12 protein-coding genes and 1 pseudogene are annotated in these 17,050 nt (G+C 72.1%); 4 read left to right on the top strand and 9 right to left on the bottom strand.

The window, feature by feature from the left end; genetic code table 11:
• Positions 1-845: 845 nt before the first annotated feature.
• From KAE78_RS07495 to KAE78_RS07475, 5 genes are all read right to left on the bottom strand, one after another.
• Positions 846-1,772, bottom strand: a complete 927-nt coding sequence (locus KAE78_RS07495; RefSeq protein ID WP_223170405.1) for a hypothetical protein — start codon at positions 1,770-1,772, stop codon at positions 846-848.
• Positions 1,721-2,272 carry a hypothetical protein gene (locus tag KAE78_RS07490; RefSeq protein WP_223170404.1) on the bottom strand — a complete coding sequence of 184 codons (552 nt, stop codon included), beginning with the start codon at positions 2,270-2,272 and terminating at the stop codon, positions 1,721-1,723. The genes KAE78_RS07495 and KAE78_RS07490 overlap by 52 nt, the downstream gene beginning before the upstream one ends.
• Before the next feature lie 229 nt (positions 2,273-2,501).
• Positions 2,502-4,025 (bottom strand): beta strand repeat-containing protein, encoded by a 1,524-nt coding sequence (locus tag KAE78_RS07485; RefSeq protein ID WP_223170403.1) that lies wholly within the window; start codon positions 4,023-4,025, stop codon positions 2,502-2,504.
• Positions 4,001-8,536 carry a beta strand repeat-containing protein gene (locus KAE78_RS07480; protein ID WP_223170402.1) on the bottom strand — a complete coding sequence of 1,512 codons (4,536 nt, stop codon included), beginning with the start codon at positions 8,534-8,536 and terminating at the stop codon, positions 4,001-4,003. Before KAE78_RS07480 ends, KAE78_RS07485 begins: the two co-directional genes overlap by 25 nt.
• Positions 8,473-10,890, bottom strand: coding sequence for a beta strand repeat-containing protein (locus tag KAE78_RS07475; protein ID WP_223170401.1), 2,418 nt, complete (start codon positions 10,888-10,890; stop codon positions 8,473-8,475). Before KAE78_RS07475 ends, KAE78_RS07480 begins: the two co-directional genes overlap by 64 nt.
• Here KAE78_RS07475 and KAE78_RS07470 point away from each other — a divergent pair.
• Both KAE78_RS07470 and KAE78_RS07465 read left to right on the top strand, forming a co-directional pair.
• The gene (locus KAE78_RS07470; protein ID WP_223170400.1) at positions 10,879-11,121 is read left to right on the top strand and encodes a hypothetical protein; all 243 of its coding nucleotides are present in this window, start codon (positions 10,879-10,881) and stop codon (positions 11,119-11,121) included. The genes KAE78_RS07475 and KAE78_RS07470 overlap by 12 nt on opposite strands.
• A 100-nt stretch (positions 11,122-11,221) precedes the next feature.
• Entirely contained in the window at positions 11,222-11,380 is a 159-nt protein-coding gene (locus tag KAE78_RS07465) for a hypothetical protein (protein WP_223170399.1), read from the top strand.
• 584 nt (positions 11,381-11,964) lie between these two features.
• On the opposite strand, the gene KAE78_RS07460 is transcribed toward KAE78_RS07465, so the two are convergent.
• Both KAE78_RS07460 and KAE78_RS07455 read right to left on the bottom strand, forming a co-directional pair.
• Positions 11,965-12,180, bottom strand: coding sequence for a hypothetical protein (locus KAE78_RS07460; RefSeq protein WP_223170398.1), 216 nt, complete (start codon positions 12,178-12,180; stop codon positions 11,965-11,967).
• Between the two features lie 491 nt (positions 12,181-12,671).
• Entirely contained in the window at positions 12,672-13,943 is a 1,272-nt protein-coding gene (locus KAE78_RS07455; RefSeq protein WP_223172345.1) for an ATP-binding protein, read from the bottom strand.
• Positions 13,944-14,011: 68 nt separating this feature from the next.
• Here KAE78_RS07455 and KAE78_RS07450 point away from each other — a divergent pair, with 68 nt between their 5' ends.
• A complete protein-coding gene (locus KAE78_RS07450; protein ID WP_223172344.1) occupies positions 14,012-14,185 on the top strand; it encodes an RIO1 family regulatory kinase/ATPase in 174 nt (57 codons plus the stop codon).
• A gap of 71 nt (positions 14,186-14,256) precedes the next feature.
• Positions 14,257-15,668: pseudogene (locus tag KAE78_RS19560) on the top strand (MFS transporter).
• Positions 15,669-15,680: 12 nt separating this feature from the next.
• Here KAE78_RS19560 and KAE78_RS07440 read toward each other — a convergent pair.
• Entirely contained in the window at positions 15,681-16,244 is a 564-nt protein-coding gene (locus tag KAE78_RS07440) for a DUF6036 family nucleotidyltransferase (protein ID WP_223172343.1), read from the bottom strand.
• Positions 16,244-16,765, bottom strand: coding sequence for a helix-turn-helix domain-containing protein (locus KAE78_RS07435; RefSeq protein WP_223172342.1), 522 nt, complete (start codon positions 16,763-16,765; stop codon positions 16,244-16,246). Before KAE78_RS07435 ends, KAE78_RS07440 begins: the two co-directional genes overlap by 1 nt.
• Positions 16,766-17,050: the final 285 nt, after the last annotated feature.

The raw sequence follows: 17,050 nt of genomic DNA, 5'->3' as shown, positions 1-17,050 counted from the left end.
CGAGGCGTCGAGGGTGATGTCGCGGGCGCCCAGGACCTGCGCACCGTCGGCGATGAGCGCCGTCGTGGCGTCGTCGAGGATGGCGAGCGCGAAGGAGACGCCGATGCCGACGCTGTCGCCGGTGACGCCGTCGCCCGCGGGCAGTGCCGTGACCGTGGTCTTGACGGCGGATGCCGCGGTGAGGGTCAGGTCGCCGCCGGTGAGGCGGACGGTGCCGTGGAGGGCGGCCGTGGTGTCGTGGTCGACGATCGCGATGGCGACCGAGCCGGCGATGCCGACGTCGGCGGCGGCGCCCGACGCCGAGCGCGCGGAGATCGTCGAGGTGTCGTCGTCGCCGTCCGCCGCGACGACCGCGGCGATCTCGACGTCGTGCGCCTCGACGGTCAGGTGCGCGGGCACGGTCGCCTCGGTGGCCAGGCGCGAGAGGGTCACGGCGACGCCCGCGCCGATCGCGGCGCTGCCGCCGGTGGCCGAGCCGTCGGCGGCACTGGCGGCATCCGCGTTCCCTGCCGCGGCGAGGCGCACGGTGGTGCCGGCGGTGATCTCGTCGGCATCCGAGGTGATGATCGTGCGGGCGAGGACCGTCGAGACCACGATGCCGACGGCCGCGGCGACCGAGACCGGCCCGTCGGAGGTCTCGGCACTGGGTGCCTCGGCGGAGCCGGAGCCGGCCACGCCGTTGTCACCCGCGACGGAGTCGGCGAAGCCGCGCTGGGCGGCGACCTTCTTGTCGACGCCGGTCTTGCCGTTCTCCTCGGTCGTGTCCTCCGGCGTCTCCTCCGGGGCGCCGGCGGCGGAGGCCGTGCTCGTGGCCGCCGTGGCCGAGACCGCGGTCGCCTCGAGCGTCACCCCGCCCCGGCGGCGATGCTGCGGCCGAGGGTGACGGTCGCGGCGTGCTGACCGATCGTGAGGGCGAGGGCCACACCGACGGCGGCCGCGCCCGCCGCGGCGGTCGCTCCGGCATCCGAGGTCGCCGTCGCGTTCTGCGTGGCACGGAGGGCGAGGTCGCCGGCGAGCGTGATGAGGCCGTCGGCGCCGGCGTCGATGCGGGCCCGGGTCGTGACGTTCGAGAGCGTGATCGCGATGGCCGGGGTGACGGCGACGCCCGAGTCGCCGGTGGCGGCCGCACCCATGCGCGCCTCGGTCGCCGCCGTCGTCCGCGCGGTGGCTGCGAGGGACACTCCGCCGGCGCCGGTGATGCGGCCCGTGCCCGCCAGGTGCGCGAGGGTCTCGTCGTCGAGGATGACGAGGGCGAAGGAGACGCCGAGTCCGAACGACTCCCCCGTGGCGCCGTCGGTGCCGGGCAGGGCCTTCACGGTCGCGTCGATCGCGGAGGCGGCGGTCACGGCGACGTCGCCGCCGCTGAGCTGCACGAGTCCGGCGATCGCGGCGAGCGTGTCGTGGTCGATGATCGCGATCGCGACGGAGCCGGCGATGCCCACGTCGCCGCCCGCACCGGAGGTCGCGGTGGCGGTCACGGTCGAGACGTCGTCGCCGTCCTGCTCGGCGACGGTCGCCGAGACGACGAGCGAGCCGGCGCTGACCGTGAGACCGGCGGGCACGGTCGCCTGGTTGACGACGCGCGAGAGGACGAGGGCGACGCCGGCGCCGATACCGACGGAGCCGCCCACCGCGGAGCCGTCGGCGGTGGCCGTCGCGTCCGCGTTCGCCGCGGCGGCGAGAGCGACCGCGCCGCCGGCGGAGATGCTCGCGGCGGTGATCAGGGTCTGCACGAGGAGCTCGGAGATGACGATGGCGATCGCGGCGGCCACCGAGACCGAGCCGTCGGATGTCGCGGCGCTGGGCGCCTGCGTGTCTCCCGCCCCTCGAAGCCACGGCTGCCCGCGACGCCGTCGAGGTGGTCGCGCTGCTTCGCGGCCTGCGCGTCGACGTCCTCCTCGGCGGCGCCCTCGCTCTCTTCGGGCGCTCCCGCCGCCGAGGCGGCGCCGTTCGCGGTGGCGGCCGAGACGCCGCGCGCGGAGAAGGTGACCTCGCCGCCCGCGGCGATGCTCCGTGCGGCTCCGGCGGTCGAGGAATGACGGGCGATCGTCAGGGCGAGACCGAAGCCGACGGCGGCCGCCGTCGCACCGGTGGCCGCGGCATCCGCCGTCGTCGCGGCCGAGGCGTCGAGCACCGAGGCGACGAGCAGCGATCCGCTCAGTGCGAGCGCGGCGCCCGCACCCACCGTCGCGCCCGCACCCACCGTCGACAGGGCGATCGCGACGGCCGGGGTGACGGCGACCGAGCCGCCATCGGTGAGCGCGGCACCCATGCGCGCGGTGACGTCGGTGTGCGAGGCCGCCTGGGCGCTGAGCGTCGCGTCGTGTGCCCCTGGACGACCGCACCGCCTGCCAGCAGCGCCCGCGACGTCGCCTCGATGATCGCCAGGGCGAAGGAGACGCCGACGCCGACGCTGTCACCGGTGACCCCGTCGCCCGCGGGCACCGCCTCCACGGTCGTGGCCAGGGTCGCGCCCGAGGTCAGCGTGAGGTCGCCGCCGGTCAGGAGGGCGGTGCCCTGGAGCTCGGCGCGGGTGTCGTGCTGGGCGAGGACGATCGCGACCGAGCCGGCGATCGAGACGCCGCCCGCCGCCCGGAGGAGGCGCGGGCCGACAGCGTCGAGGCGTTGTCGTCGTCTGCGCCCTGCGTCGCCGAGACGACGAGGTTCTGCGCGGAGATCGTGATGTTCGCGGGCACGGCGGCGACGTTGCTCAGGCTCGACCAGGTGAGGGCGACGCCGGCGCCGATCGCGGCGGTGCCGCCGTCGGTCGCGGAGCCGTCGGCGGTGCTGGCGGCATCCGCCGCCGCGCTCGTGCCGAGTGTGACCGTGCCGCCCGCCGTGATCGACGCGTTCTGCGTGCCGAAGCGGACGAGCGCCGACACGTCCGAGATCGTCACGCCGACCGCGGCGGCGACGGCGACCGAGCCGTCGGAGGTCGCGGCCTCGGGCGCCTGGGCGTCGGTGGACCCGGACAGTCCCTGGCGCGCGGCGGCGGCACCTGCGAAGGAGCGCTGGTCGCCGACCGCGGAGTCGACGCTGCTGTCGCTCTCGGCGTCCTCGTCGGGGGCGCCGGAGGCCGAGGCCTTTCCGGTCGCCGCGGCGTTCGAGATGCTCGTGGCGCCGAGGGTGACGTCGCCTCCCGCGGCGGCGCTGCCGCCGAGGTGCGCGAGGGCGCGGTGAGTGGCGATCGTGAGCCCCAGGGCGACGCCGACCGCGGCGGCGCCGGAGGTGTCGGATGCCGCATCCGCCGTCGATGCGGCCGAGGCCGTCTGCGTGGCGGTGAGTGAGAGATCGCCACCGCTCGTGATCGTGCCGGAGGAGATCTGCGCGGTCGTGGTGACCGTCGAGAGGGTGATCGCGACCGAGGGGGCGATCGCCGCGGTGCCGGCGGAGGCGCCCATGCGTGCGGTGACGTCGGCGTTGCTCGCGGTCTCGGCGGAGATCGTGACGGCGCCCGCGCCGCCGACGGCGTTGGCGTTGCCGATGCCGGCGGTCGTGGTGATGTCGATGAGCGCGAGGCCGACGGAGGCGCCGATGCCGACCGTGCCGCCTGCGGCGCCCTCGCCGCCGGGCAGTGCCTCGACGGTCGCGGCGGAGTCGGACTCGGCGCGGATGATGAGGGCGCCGCCGCCGAGGTTGACGGTGCCGGCGAGCTGCGCGACGGTGTCGTGATCGACGACCGCGATGGCGACGGAGCCGGCGAGCGCGAGGGTGCCGTCCTCCGGGGTCGATGCGCCCGAGGTCGCCGTGGCACGGGTCTCGGAGGCCGCGGGGGCGAGGGCGTCGAGCCGGAGCGAGCCGGCGGTGACGGTGACGCCGGCCGGGAGGACGGCCTGGTTGCTGATCGTCGAGAGGGCGAGAGCCACACCGGCGCCGACGGCCGCGGTGCCGCCCGTCGCCGACCCGTCGGCGGTGCTGGTCGTCGCGGCCGTGACGCTCGAGAGGAGGGCGACGGCGTCGGCGGTGATCGTGATGCCGGTGGCGAGGGTGACGCCGGCGCTCACATCGGAGATCGCGACGCCCACGGCGGCGGCGACCGAGACCGGCCCGTCGGAGGTCTCGGCGCTCGGGGTGGTGCCCGTGCCGGTTCCGCCCAGGCCGTGGTCGCCGGCGACGGCGTCGGCGTGATCGCGCTGCGCGGCGACCTGCGTGTCGACGCTCTGGCGGTCTTCCTCGGGGTGGTCTCGTCCTCGTCGGATGCCGGTGCGCCGGCGGCGGAGGCCGCGCCCTCGGCGGTGACCGCCGAGACGACGGTGCTGCCGAGGGTGAGGTCGCCGGTGAGGGCGACGCTGCGGGCGAGGGCGGCGGTGGCGGCGTGGTTGCCGATCGCGAGGGCGAGGCCGATGCCGACCGCGGCGGTGCCGGCGGTCGTGGAGCCGCTGGCCTCGGCGGCGCCCGTCGCGTCGGTCTCGGCGCTGAGGGTCAGATCGCCGGTGAAAGTCAGGAGCGGGCCGGTGCCGATGCGGGCGAGCGGGTTCACGGTCGAGAGCGTGATCGCCACGGCGGGGGCGATGGCGACGTCGTCGCTCGCGACACCCATGCGGGCGATCGTGCGGGCCGCGGTGGTCGCCGAAGCGGTGACGGCGAGGGCGCCGCTGCCGGTGACCGTCGCGCCGTTCGCGATCTCGGCGTGCGGGGTGATGTCGAAGATGATCATCGCGAAGGAGGCACCGATGCCGACCGTCCCTGCAGCGGCGGCTCCCTCGACCGGTGTCGCCTCGGCGCGCACCACCAGGTCGGACGTCGCGGTGATCTGCAGCTGCCCGCCGCCGACCTGGGCGGTGCCGGCGAGCCGGGCCAGGGTGTCGCGGTTCAGGATCACGATCGCGACGGCGCCGGCGATCGAGACGTCACCGCCCGCCCCCGAGGCGGCGTCGGCGCTGACCTCGCCCGTTCCCTCCGCCGCCGACGCATCGGTGGCGCGGATCACGATCGCTCCGGCGGCGACGGTGGCCCCGGACTCGACCTCGGCACGGACGCCCGCGTCGGAGAAGGTCAGGGCGACGCCGGCGCCGATGCCGACCGTGGTCGGTGCGGACGACGAGCCCTCGCCGCTGCTGCCGGCCTGTGTGATCGCGTCGGCGGCGACGGTGATCTCGGCGGCGGTCACGACGGCACCGGAGAGGATCGTGGCCGTGACGGTGTGCGTCTGGAGGACGACGCCGACGGCGGCCGCGACGCTCAGTGCCCCGTCGGAGGTCGCGGCGTTCGGGGCGTCGGGTGAGCTGCTGCCGGCCAGGCCGTCGGCGTGGTCGCGCTCGGCGGCGATCTGGTCGTCGACGGTCGGGGCGTCGTCGCCCTCGGATGCCGGAGCGCCCTCGGCCGAGGCGGTCGCCGCCGCGGTGACGGCCGAGGTTCCGGATGCGGTGGCCTGGGCCACTCCGGTGGCGGTGATCGAACGGGCGAGGCGCGCGGCGACCGAGTGGTGCGCGATGGCCAGGGCGAGCGCGAGCCCGGCGGCGACGTCGCCGGCTTCGGCTCCGGCCTCGGCCGCGGTCTTCGTGACGGCGTTCTGTGTGGCAGACAGCTCGAGGGCGTCGAGCGGGATGGTGCCGCCGGTCGCGATCTCGGCGAGGGTGGTGACGGTGTGGTGGGCGGTCGCCACGGCCGGGGCGATCGCGACGCCGCCGCCGGCGGCACCGATGCGAGCCGTGGCGTCGACCGTGGAGCGCGAGACGGCGAGCACGCGGAGGGTGCCGGCCGAGACGGTCGCGCCGGCGCCGATGCGGGCCTGAGCGATGTCGTCGACCACGGCGATCGCGACGGAGGCGCCGATACCGACGTCGCCCGCCCCGGCGCTGATGTCGGCGGGCGTGGCGAGGGCGGTGACGGAGAGGTGCGGGGCGGCCGAGAGGATCAGTTCACCGGCGACGGCGGCGGTGCCGAGCAGCTCGGCGGTGGTGCGGTGGTCGACGAGGGCGATCGCGACCGCGCCGGCGATCGAGATGCTTCCTCCGCCCGCGCCCGAGACGGCCGCGGCTCCGAGGGTCGCCGGGGTCTCGGCATCCGCGTCGACCCGGGCGGTCACGCCGAGCGTGTCGGCGGTGACGGCGACGCCCGTCGAGACGACAGCGGCGATGGCGACGGCGGCCTGGAGGAGGGCGACGGCCGCGCCGATGCCGACGGAGGTCGGTGCGGTCGCGATGCCGCTGGCGCTGCTGTTCGCGTCGGTGCGGAACTCGGCGACGATCGTCGTGGCGCCGGTCGTGGTCACCGCGGCGGCGGTCGGCGCGATGACCGAGCGGACGGCGATGTCGGCGATGACGACGGTGACGGCCGCCGCGACGCTCACGGCACCGCCCGAGGTGCTCGCGCCCGGCGTGCCGGTGCCCGGGCTGCTGCCGGCGAGGCCGTCGGCGTGGTCGCGCTCGGCGCCGATCTGCTGGTCGACGCCTCCGGCGGGTGCGTCCTCGTCGCCGTCGCCCGGGGCGCCCTCGGCGGACGCCGCTCCGGTCGCCTGCAGGGTGGCGCTGCCGCCGCTCGTGAGCGCGAGGCTTCCGGTGCTCAGGCTGCGGGCGAGCTCGGCGGTGACGGCGGCATCGAAGAGGATGAGCCCGAGTGCGAGGCCGATGCCCACGTTGCCGGTCTGGGTGGTCGAGCCGCTGAGTGCCCGCACCTCGGAGGTCTGCGTGCTGCGCACGGTCACCGCGCCGGTGGCGGTGAGGGCGTCACCGACGCCAAGACGGGCGAGAGTGACGACGGTGGCGTGCGCCGTCGCGATCGAGGGGGTGACCGCGACGCCGCCGCCCGTACCGCCCATCTTGGCGTCGGTGGTCGTGCCGTGCGTCGCGGTCGCGGTGATGTCCACGTCCGTCGCGCCCGAGAGGATCGCGCCGTCGGAGACGAGTGCGCGGGTGGTGTCGGAGACGATCGCGAGGGCGACGGCCGCGCCGATGCCCACGCCGTCGCCGGAGGCCGTGGTCGCGGCGTCCGCGCCGACGGTGTTCGCTCGCGTGCTCTCGGCGGTGACTGCGAGCGCGCCGGTGAGTGCGGCCGTGCCCGCGAACTCGGCGGTGGTCCGGGCGTCGCTCAGCAGGAGGGCGAGGGATCCGGCGACCGAGATGCTTCCTCCGCCGGCGCCGGCGGTCGCGGAGAGTGCGACGGTCTGGTCATCGACGGCGTGCAGGCGGAGGTCGGATGCCGCAAGGGCGGTCTCTGCCGGGACGTGCGCACGCGTGTCGGCGCTGAGGCGGGCGAGCGCGACCGCAGCGCCGATCGTGGCGGCGCCTCCGTCTGCGGCGGAGCCGTCGGCGACGGCGGAGAGTGCGATACGCCCGTTCGCCGAGAGCTCGATCTCGCCGGCGACGGTGACCTGCGTCGCGGTGGCCTCGATCCCGGCGACGGTGGTGACCGTGCCGATCACGATCGCGACGGCGGCCGCGGCGTTGACCCCGCCCGAGGAGGTGGCCGCCGAGGGGGTCTCGGCCGACGAGGCGGCACCCCCGGCGAGGCCTTCGGCGTGCTGGCGCTGGGAGGCGACGGCGTCGTCGACGCCGGAACCGCCGGCGCCGGCATCCGCGTCCGACTCCGGGGCGCCGGCGGCGGAGGCGGTGGCCGTCGCGTTCAGCGTCGCGTCGGAGACGGCGGTGATCGTGAGGGCGGCGACGTCGAGGGAGCGGGCGAGCGCGGCGCGCGAGGTGACGTCGGCGATCGTGAGCGCGACGCCCACGCCGATTGCGGCGGATCCGGAGGTCGTGGTCGCCGCGCGGGCCTCGGACTCGGCGACCGTCGTCTGCACGGCCTCGATCGTGACCGCGCCCGTCGCCTCGATCGCCGTGCCCGTGCCGATGCGCGCCTCGGTCTCGACCGTCGCGATCGTCGTCGCGACGAAGGGGGCGACCGTGACGCTCGTGCTCGCGGCGGCGCCTTCGGCGAGCGAGCGCGTGGTGTCGTTCGTCGAGGCGGAGACGGTGATGCCCGCTGCACCGTCGACGACCGCTCCGTCGCCGATACCGGCGCGGGTGCGGTGGGTGGTGAGGGCGGTCGCCACGGCGGCGCCGATGCCGACCTTCGCGCCGGCGCCGTCCTGGGCGACCTCGGCGGAGGCGGTGGCCTGCGCTGCCGAGTCGGCAGTGATCGTGAGCGTGCCGCCGTCGAGCTCGATGGTGGCGCCGTCGAGAAGCTGTGCCGAGCCGGCGACGTCGGCGAGGACGAGGGCGACCGAGCCTGCGAGTCCGAGTGTGCCGCCGGTGCCGGCGCCGGCGATCGATGTCGCGGCGAACCGGTGCGATTCGGCGGGGGTTCCCTCTGCGTTCGTGCTTCCGACGCCGGCGCTGAGGGTGAGCGCTGCGGTGCGGATGGTGGTTCCGGGTCCGATGTTCGCGGTGGTCGTCACGTCGGCGATGGTGATGGCGACGCCCGCTGCGATGGTGACGGTGGCCGGGGGTCCGCGGTCGGCGGGGGCACCGCTCGCCGTCGAGTCGGCGTAGTCGTTGCGGGAGGCGCTCAGGGTGACGGCGGAACCGGTGAGCGTCACGTCCTGGACGGATGCCTCGGCAACCGAGGTGTGGATCGTGACCGCGAGCGCGGCGGCCACCGAGACGGTGCCCTCGGGGTCGTCGGCGCGGGCAGCTGGGCGGGCACGGCACCGCCGGTCGATCCGCCGGGGGCGTTCTCGGCGAAGTCGCGGGTGCCCTCGAGGTGGTCGCTCGCACTCGGCTGGCCGGGGGTGTCCTCACCCGGGGCGCCGCCCGCGGTCGCCTCCGCGACGGTGGTCGCGCCGGACGCGCCGTCGGCAAGCAGGGTGATCGCGCCGTCGGCGGTGACGTCGCGCGCGGTCTGTACCCGCACCGCGTGGTCGAGGAACGACAGGGCGACCACGACGCCGACGGCGTCGTCGCCGCTCTCGGCCGCGCCGCGGGCGATGGTCGTGACCGGGGCGCTCTGGCGCGCCTCGACGATCACGGTGCCGGTGGCGACGAGCGGTCCCCCGCTGCCGATCCGGGCGGTCGTGCGGTCGGTCGAGACGGTGACCGCGAAGGCTCCGGCGAGGGCGATCTCGCTGCCGTTCGCACCGCCCGTGGCGGTGGTCGCGGCCGCGGTGCGCGAGTCGGCGGCGATGCGCAGGTCGTGGACTCCGGTGAGGGCGGCGCCGTCGGGGAGTTCGGCGGTCGTGACGTTGTTCACGGTCGTCAGGGCGACGCTCGTGCCGAGGCCGGTCGTCGCGCCCGCGGCGGGCTCGCCCGGCGACGCGGTTGCGCCGGAGGCCGTACGCGTGCTCGCCTCGACGTCGGCAGAGCCGCCCACGCCCGCACCGCCGACGAGGAAGACGATGTCGCCCACGCCCGCGAGGGTGGTCAAGGCCACGGCCGCGAGGGCGAGGGCCCCGGCGATGGAGAGCGAGCCGGAGTCCGCTCCGCCGCTGCCGGACCCGGCTCCCGACGTCGCCACGGCGAGATACTCGTTGGCGTCCGCTCCGCTCGTCGGCGCCGTGCGGGCACGGACGGTGAGCTGATCCGTGGCGAGCGTGGCCTGCTCCACCGCGGCACTGGTGACGACGTTGGCGAAAGTGACGGCGACGGCGACGCCGATGCCCGGGGCGTCGTCGGCGACTCCGCTGCCGTCCGCGGCGGCGATCCCGCCGCCGGCGCTGGTCGCGCCCACCGAGATCGTGTCGGCGGTGATCACGTCGCCCTCCGCAGCCGAGAGCAGAGCAGTCGTGCTCTGGTCGAGCTCGAGGAAGGCGACGGCCCCCGCGATGCTGACGGTTCCGTTCGGTGTAGAGGTGTGGCCGTCGGTCGCGGCATCCGTGCGGGTCGCGGCCGCGGCATCCGTGTCGGTCGCGCCGCCGACGCTCGCCCGGGCGGTGACAGCGACGGTCGCGCTGGAGCTGGCGTCGACGTCGATCTGCGCGGCGGTGATGCCCGTGCCCGCTGCGGGGGTCAGAAGGCTGCTCGCGGTGATGGTGACGTCGGCGACGGCGACGGCGCCGCCGGCATCCGCCGCGCTCGCATCGGCGAGCACCGTGACGGTCGTGTCGTTGTGCGCGCGGACGGTCAGCGTGCCCGGGGTAGTGATCGCGGTCGCGCCGTTCACGAGGGTCGACGCGCTCGTGTCGACGGTGGCGTACGCGACCGCGACGTCCTTGTCGGCGGTGTCGTCGTCGTCCTCGCCCGTCGTCGGGCTCGAGGTGACGGCGATGTTCGCGACGACGGCGCTGGAGATCGTGACGTCTCCGGATGCCGTGAGCTGCGAGTCCGTGACCCGGGCCTGCGCGGAGGCGACGACGTTCTCGTCGGCGAGTCGCTCGTCGGCGGGGCCGCTGACGTCGACGGTCGCGGTGGCGCCGATGGCGATGTCACCGGCGCTGATCGTGGAGCCGGTGACCTCGACGGAGGCATCGGCGTCCTCTTCGGTGCCGGCGGCGAGGGTGAGGTCGCCGTCGCCGAGATCGATCGCGACCCCGTCGACGACGATGTAGGCCGCGACGATGACGAGGTTGACGCCGAAGAGGGAGAGGTCGGTGATGATCCGCACGGTGACGCCCGGCGCCTTCGCGAGGATCTGCAGCAGGCTGTTCGGGACGACGAGGGTGACCGACTCCATCGAGGGGAGCGTGCTCTGGACAGTGATCTCACCGGTGACGGCGTCTTGGCTGACGGTGATCTCGTCGTCGGCGGTGGTCGTCTCGACGGTGACGTCGTCGACATCGCCGCTGATCGTGATCGGCTCGAGTCCGGCATAGGCGATCGTGTGGCCTTCGAACTCGATCACTCCGGAGGCGACGCCGCTCGGGGTCGAGGTGATCGCTCCGCCCGCGGCCACGAGCTCGAGAGTGTCGAAGCCGCCGAGGCCGCCGTCGACCGAGCCGATGGATCCGCCGGAGGAGATCCGGAACGTGTCGTTCGCGGCCGCCGCGCCGACGAGGGCGCCGAGCCCGTGGAAGCCCACCCCGGCGACCGTGCCGGCGCCGCCCCGGTGACCGACCAGAGCAGGTCGCCGCTCGTGTCGATCGACAGCGAGTCGGATGCCGTGCCGTGGACCGTGATCGGCACACCGCTCGCGAGGGCCGCGGCGGAGATGACGATGGCGGCGCCACCGGATGCCGTGACCGTGAGGCTGTCGAGGTCGGCGATCAGGAAGCGCTCGCCCCCACGACGAGCTCGTCGCCGTCGACGGTGATCAGGACCGTGCCGGTGCCGACCGCGACGTTCGGGTTCGGATCCGGTGTCGTGTCGCCGTCACCGTCCCCTCGCCGTCTTCTTCGCCGTCCTCGTTGAGCGTGCCGACCGAGGTCGTGCCGGCATCCGGAGCGGAGGTGCCCGCATCCGATGCCTCGCTGTCGGTCGTGCTCTGCTCGACGCCGCTGTCGTCGTGCGACGTCGAGTCGTCGGCGTGGCCGTTCTCCTCGTCGCCGGGCTCGGACTGCTCGGCCGCCTGATCCTGCGTGCCGTCGTCGCCGCCCTCGGCCTCGTCACCCTCGGTCCCGTCGTCCGCGGTGCCGGAGGCGAATCCGGATCCGGAGGGTGGCCGAAGGCCTCGGGCTCGCCCTCGTCGCCGTCGCCCGGCTCAGGCTCGGGATCCGGTGTCGGATCCGGGGTGGGCGTCGGTGTCGGAGTCGGAGTCGGTGTGGGAGTCGGAGTCGGAGAAGGCGTGGGGCTCGGGGAAGGCGTGCTGCCGACCGTGGTCGGGCCGACGGTTCCCGGGCCGCAGACGAGGGTGCTGCTCGTGGAGGATGTCGACGACGACGAGCCCTCTTCGCCCTCACCGTCGCCGCCGCCGGTCTCCACGTTCTTGAGCACGCAGTTGGAGAATCCGGAGTCGGCTCCCGTGCCCGTTCCGGTGCCCGTCCCTGTGGTTCCTGAACCTGTCCCCGCCCCGCCTGCCGTGACGGGCGCTGCGGGCGAAGGCGCCGGTGCCGGCCGGGTGACGAGGATGATCTGCTGCGAGGGCTGCTGCCCGACGCGTGTGGCGATCTCGGCCGTGGGGTGGTGTCGGTGCCGACGAGCTCGTCCACGGGCACGGTCACGAAGGCCGGCCAGGGCGCGTTGGGCACGACGAGGTCGGGGCGACGTAGGAGTTCACCCGCGGTGCCGGCTCCGCCGCCTGCGCGGGGCCGGAGGGCGCCATGAGCAGGGAGAACACCATGGCCGGGGCGACGACGATGCGCAGCGCACGATCCCACCGCGGCAGGTGGTATCGACGCAACGATGCCGCGTCAGCGGCCTGCGCTCGTGTCATGGTTCGTCTTTCTGAAGGGCCCGGAGGGGTTCAGAAGACTGCTGAGACGCTATCGACGCGTCTTGGCGATTAGTGTGGGGGCCCTCGACCGCACTCGCTGGCTCAGACACTAGCGCAGTTCACGCTTCCCGCGCCAGACGTGTTTCGTAACGTTCACTTGATGGCGGCCGCACCGGTCACTCCGACCAATCCACATCGGCTCATGCCAGATCCGGCATGTACGTGCGGTGGTCGCGCGTCGCCCACCGCGACCCGTCAGCTTTCGACCTCCCCATGCACGAAGGGCGGATGCCGGCGACGATCTGACGCGGATCGTCGACATCGCCGCAAACCCGCCGGAGCCGGCTTTGCGGCACCGTGACCGCGTCGGCGTCTGCGAGGGGTTTGCGCACCGCCGGATCGACTGCGACGCAGAGGAGCGTTTCGCCGGCCTGTTGGCCGCCGCCTTCCGTCAGCGGGAGGTCGACGAGACTCCAGACCTACCGCCCGCACTACGGACCGAGCAGCGCGAGCGGCACGACGGCAATGCCATCCGGACGCCGATATGCGTGAGGACCGGTGTAGAGGACGACGGCGTCAGCAAGCCGGTCTCCGAGCTGCTGCCGAAGCCAATGAAGGTGTCGAACGTCTGAGTCGTGAACAGTGTCGGAGAGCTTCACCTCCATCGCGGTACACCGCATGTCGTTCGTCTCAACGATGATGTCGACTTCGTGCTCACCCTTCTTCGTGCGAAGGTGACCGATCCGGGCATTCATCGCCTCCGCGTAGACCCGCACAGACTGCACGGCCAAGGACTCGAAGAGCGCGCCTAGCCATGTACCTGTCGTGGAAGACACCATTTCGCCTTCGCCAAGCAGGAGCCCTTTCGCGCCCACACCGACCAGGGTGGCAGCGAGAGCAGGATCCACAAGATGATGCTTCGGAGAGTAGGTCAGCCTCTTCAGCGGCGCGAACGCCGGGCTCCAAGCCTCGACGGGGTCGAGGATGTACAGACGCAGCAGATGCTCACGATAGCTTTCGATCGTCGCCTTTGCGGGCTTGTCCGGCTGCCCTGCCGTCGCCGCGTCGAGAATCTTCGTATAGTCGGCTGTCGAAGCGACCGCTGCGGCATACGCACGCAACCACGCCCGCAGCGCTGCGGGGCGCCGGACGATGATCCCGTTCTCCGGCATGTCCCGTTCGACGATCCGCGCGAGGTAGCCTTCGAGCTGGCGGCTGCGTGCGTCCTCGCTCAGGTCCCGGATGCCGGGAAAACCCGATCTCAGAATCTCGTCGACATAGTCCTTGACCCTGAGTCCAGTCATGCCCTTGATCAGTGCGCCACCAGAGTGCACGTCGCGAAGCGATACCGACGCGTCCTCGATCCCTCGTTCGCTCAGCGCCATCGGGCGCATCGTCAGACTTATGATCCTGCCTGCACCGCTGTGGATGCGAGTTCCCGCAGCGAGCCCCGCGGAGCCCGCGAGGAGGAACTGTCCACCTGCGGTGGGATCGTCATCAACCGACTGACGCACACGGTCCCACACCTGTGGCTCCAGCTGCCATTCGTCGATGAATACCGGTGTGTCCAGATCTGCGATCAGGTCATAATTAGCCGCGACGCTGGCACGATTTCGAGGATCGTTCAGAGAGAGGACAGAGGTAGCTCGACGGCTTGCGGTCGCCGTTTTTCCGACGCCTTTCGCGCCTTCCAGAGCGATCGCGGGAAGTTCCGGCAAGACAGCGTCCAATACCTCATCGAGTACGCGACGCCGATAGCCCATCGTGTCAAACTAGCACATAGACTCTCTTGAATTAGTCGTTTCGTCATGCTTCTACTAGTCGTTTCGTCATGCTTCTACTAGTCGTTTCGTCGCAACAGATCGTCGACGTCGCCGCCAACCCGCAGGGACTGGATCTGCTGCACCGCGACTGCGTCAACGTCTGCGACTGGTTCGCGCGCCGCCGGGTCGACTGCGATGCCGAGGAGCTCTTCGCCGAGCTGCTGGCGATCGCCTTCGGGTGACAGAGCGCCGTCGAACGGGCGGTCGGCGGCGCCGTCACCGTCCGTTCACCCTTCGTCGCCAGACTGCGAGCATGAGTGCATCCGATGATGAGCAGTCAGGCCGCCCCGTCCCGCCGGTTCCGGCCAACAGCGCGGCGCTGACCGTCGTCGGTCTGGAGCTGCGCGGGGATGTGCCGGCGCCGAAGAAGCAGGTGTTCTCCTGGGCGCTGTGGGACTGGGCGACGCAGCCCTTCAACACCGTCATCGTCACCTTCATCTTCACTGCGCTGTATCTGACCACCGATGCGTTCCTCCCGCCCGAGGTGGCCGCCCTGCCGACTGGCGACCCGGCGCGCGAGGCGGCGGAGGCGGGTCTGGCATCCGGTCTCGGGATGGGACTGACCATCGCGGGTCTGGCGATCCTCTTGCTGGCTCCGGTGCTGGGCCAGCGGGCGGATGCCGCAGGCCGCCAGAAGCTGTGGCTCGGCATCGGGACGGGCGCTCTCATCCTCTGCATGTTCGGCCTGTGGTTCGTCGAGCCGACGCCGATGCTCTTCTGGCTGGGTGTGGCGCTCATCGCGGCCGGCTCGGTGTTCGGGGAGATCGCGGCGGTCAACTCCAACGCGATGCTCATCGGCATCGCGAACCCGAAGACGGTCGGCCGCATCTCGGGCTCGGCTGGGGCTTCGGATACCTGGGCGGCATCGTCGCGCTCGTGATCGTCGTCGTCTTCTACGTGATGGACTGGTTCGGCCTGCCGGAAGAGGGCGGTCTGCCGTTCCGCGTGATCGCCGTCGGCTGCGCGATCTGGGCGATCATCTTCTCGATCCCGATCTTCCTGAACGTGCCCGAGCCGTCGTTGGGCCGCCCCGAGCGCAAGGTCGGCTTCTTCACCTCGTACAAGCTGCTCGTGCTCGACGTCATCGCCCTGTACAAGACGCCCGAGACGCGTCCGACGTTCTGGTTCCTGCTGGCCAGCGCGGTGTTCCGCGACGGCCTGGGCGGGGTCTTCGCCTTCGGGCGGTGATCGCCAGTCTGGTGTTCGGGTTCGGATTCCTGGACCTGGTGATCTTCGGCATCGCCGCGAACCTCATCGCGGGGTCTCGACGATCCTCGTCGGCCGGCTCGACGACCGCTTCGGCCCGAAGCAGGTGATCGTCGCATCGCTGGGCGGGATGGTCATCGCAGGACTCGCGGTGTTCTTCCTGGTGGATGCCGGCACGATCGTGTTCTGGATCGGCGGCCTCATCCTGTGCGCCTTCGTGGGCCCCGCCCAGGCCGCCTCACGTTCCTTCCTCGCGCGGGTGACCCCGCGGGGCGCGAGGGCGAGATCTTCGGCCTCTACGCCACCACCGGCCGTGCGGCGAGCTGGATGGCCTCGACCGCCTGGGTGGTCTTCATCAGCCTCACCGCATCGACCTCCTTCGGCATCCTCGGCATCGTCCTGGTGCTGTTCATCGGCCTGCTGCTGATCCTGCCGGTCAAGTCGACGCGGGTGGGGTGACGGGCACCCTTTTCATCCTGCTGACTTCAGCCATCGCAAAGCCCGATCCGCCGTTTCCCGGCCGTGCGCCGCTATCGTGCCGAGTCGCTCCACAATGATCTCGGTGCTGATCAGGCCGGCAGATGCAAGCGCCAGTACGAAGTTTTGGTCCTTCTCGCGGAAGGCACAGAGTTTGGCGACACAGAGATCGTGCCGTTCGAGGCACCATCCGGTGAAGACTGGTTTCCCTGCAGGCGCGGCCGTGTTGGCGTTCTGCACTCTGATGAGCCGGTCCCGCCACCCGACGGGGAGAACTGCCGTGTCCAAGTCGACTCCATCGATGCTGAATCCATGAAGTTGCTCGAAAGGCGAGAACTCTCCGGCGACTCCTTCAATGAGATCGGCCAGACGCGATACCTCGTCGTGACTCTCGGCGATCGGGAGGATATCTATCTCCATGGACATCGTCGCCGCAGCGGGAAGCTCACCTTCGTCGAACGAACCGAGTATCGCCTGAGAACCGATAACGATGACCTCGGCGGACCCGATGATCTGACAGGCGGTGCGAATCGCATGCTCCAGCTGTTCCCGACGCATCAGGCAGCGCTCATGAGAACAGCACGGCGCTCCCGCTCGGGCAGAAGACCGCCCATCGGAGAGACTTCCCGCATCTCGATGGAACTCCGATCCAAACCGACCATGACCCTCTTGAGCTGGTTCAGATCCCTCTCGCGCATGAGCAGCGACCATCTCTCGAGGTTCCGCCCGTGCGGCTGTCCGGTGACACCACGCTTCAGACGTTCAAGATTGCGTGAAATCATCGGCATCCATTCCTCCAAACTCACGCGATCGAGAGTCCGGGACAGAGAGCGATGCAGTAGCCACGAACGCCGCTCGGATCGAGTGAGCTCAGGAACGACGGGTCGCCGCACCACTTCGAGGCGATACCCCAGGCATGACAGCAGCCGGTCGAGCTGACTGTCACTCAAGTCGACCTTGCCCGAGAGGAACTGGCTGATGCTTGGCTGACGCACGCCGCTGATTCGAGACAGCTCTGACTGCGTGGTGCCCGTGGAGAGCATCACTTCGCGAAGCAGGTCACCACGACTGTCAGTCATAAGAAGACTATAGCAAAAACTACTATATTCTGAGAGTCGCGCCGATCGAGCAGCGAGCTGGATGGACCTCCTTCGGCATCCTCGGCATCGGCCTGCTGCTGATCCTGCCGGTCAAGTCGACGCGGGTGGGGTGAGGCGGCTCCGCCCACACAACATGACCAGAGCGTGGGCCCTCGCGTCTTCTCTACCCCGAAGTCGAGGAGCGCCTTCTCGCCGCCGTACGGTCGTGGATGTCGGCGAGTTCAGGCGTCTGGACATCACCCACGAACGATTCTCTTCTGATGC

The organism is Microbacterium sp. NIBRBAC000506063, from assembly GCF_017968845.1.
Classification (GTDB): Bacteria; Actinomycetota; Actinomycetes; order Actinomycetales; family Microbacteriaceae; genus Microbacterium.
The sequence above is the reverse complement of the archived record's forward strand: the minus strand, read 5'-3'. Positions and strand labels throughout refer to the sequence as shown.

Coding starts and splice junctions, on each gene's coding strand:
- KAE78_RS07440 (WP_223172343.1), bottom strand. CDS start 16,244: ATGCGTCGGGAACAGCTGGAGCATGCGATTCGCACCGCCTGTCAGATC.
- KAE78_RS07455 (WP_223172345.1), bottom strand. CDS start 13,943: ATGGGCTATCGGCGTCGCGTACTCGATGAGGTATTGGACGCTGTCTTG.
- KAE78_RS07435 (WP_223172342.1), bottom strand. CDS start 16,765: ATGACTGACAGTCGTGGTGACCTGCTTCGCGAAGTGATGCTCTCCACG.
- KAE78_RS07490 (WP_223170404.1), bottom strand. CDS start 2,272: ATGGGTGCCGCGCTCACCGATGGCGGCTCGGTCGCCGTCACCCCGGCC.
- KAE78_RS07450 (WP_223172344.1), top strand. CDS start 14,012: ATGCTTCTACTAGTCGTTTCGTCGCAACAGATCGTCGACGTCGCCGCC.
- KAE78_RS07460 (WP_223170398.1), bottom strand. CDS start 12,180: ATGACACGAGCGCAGGCCGCTGACGCGGCATCGTTGCGTCGATACCAC.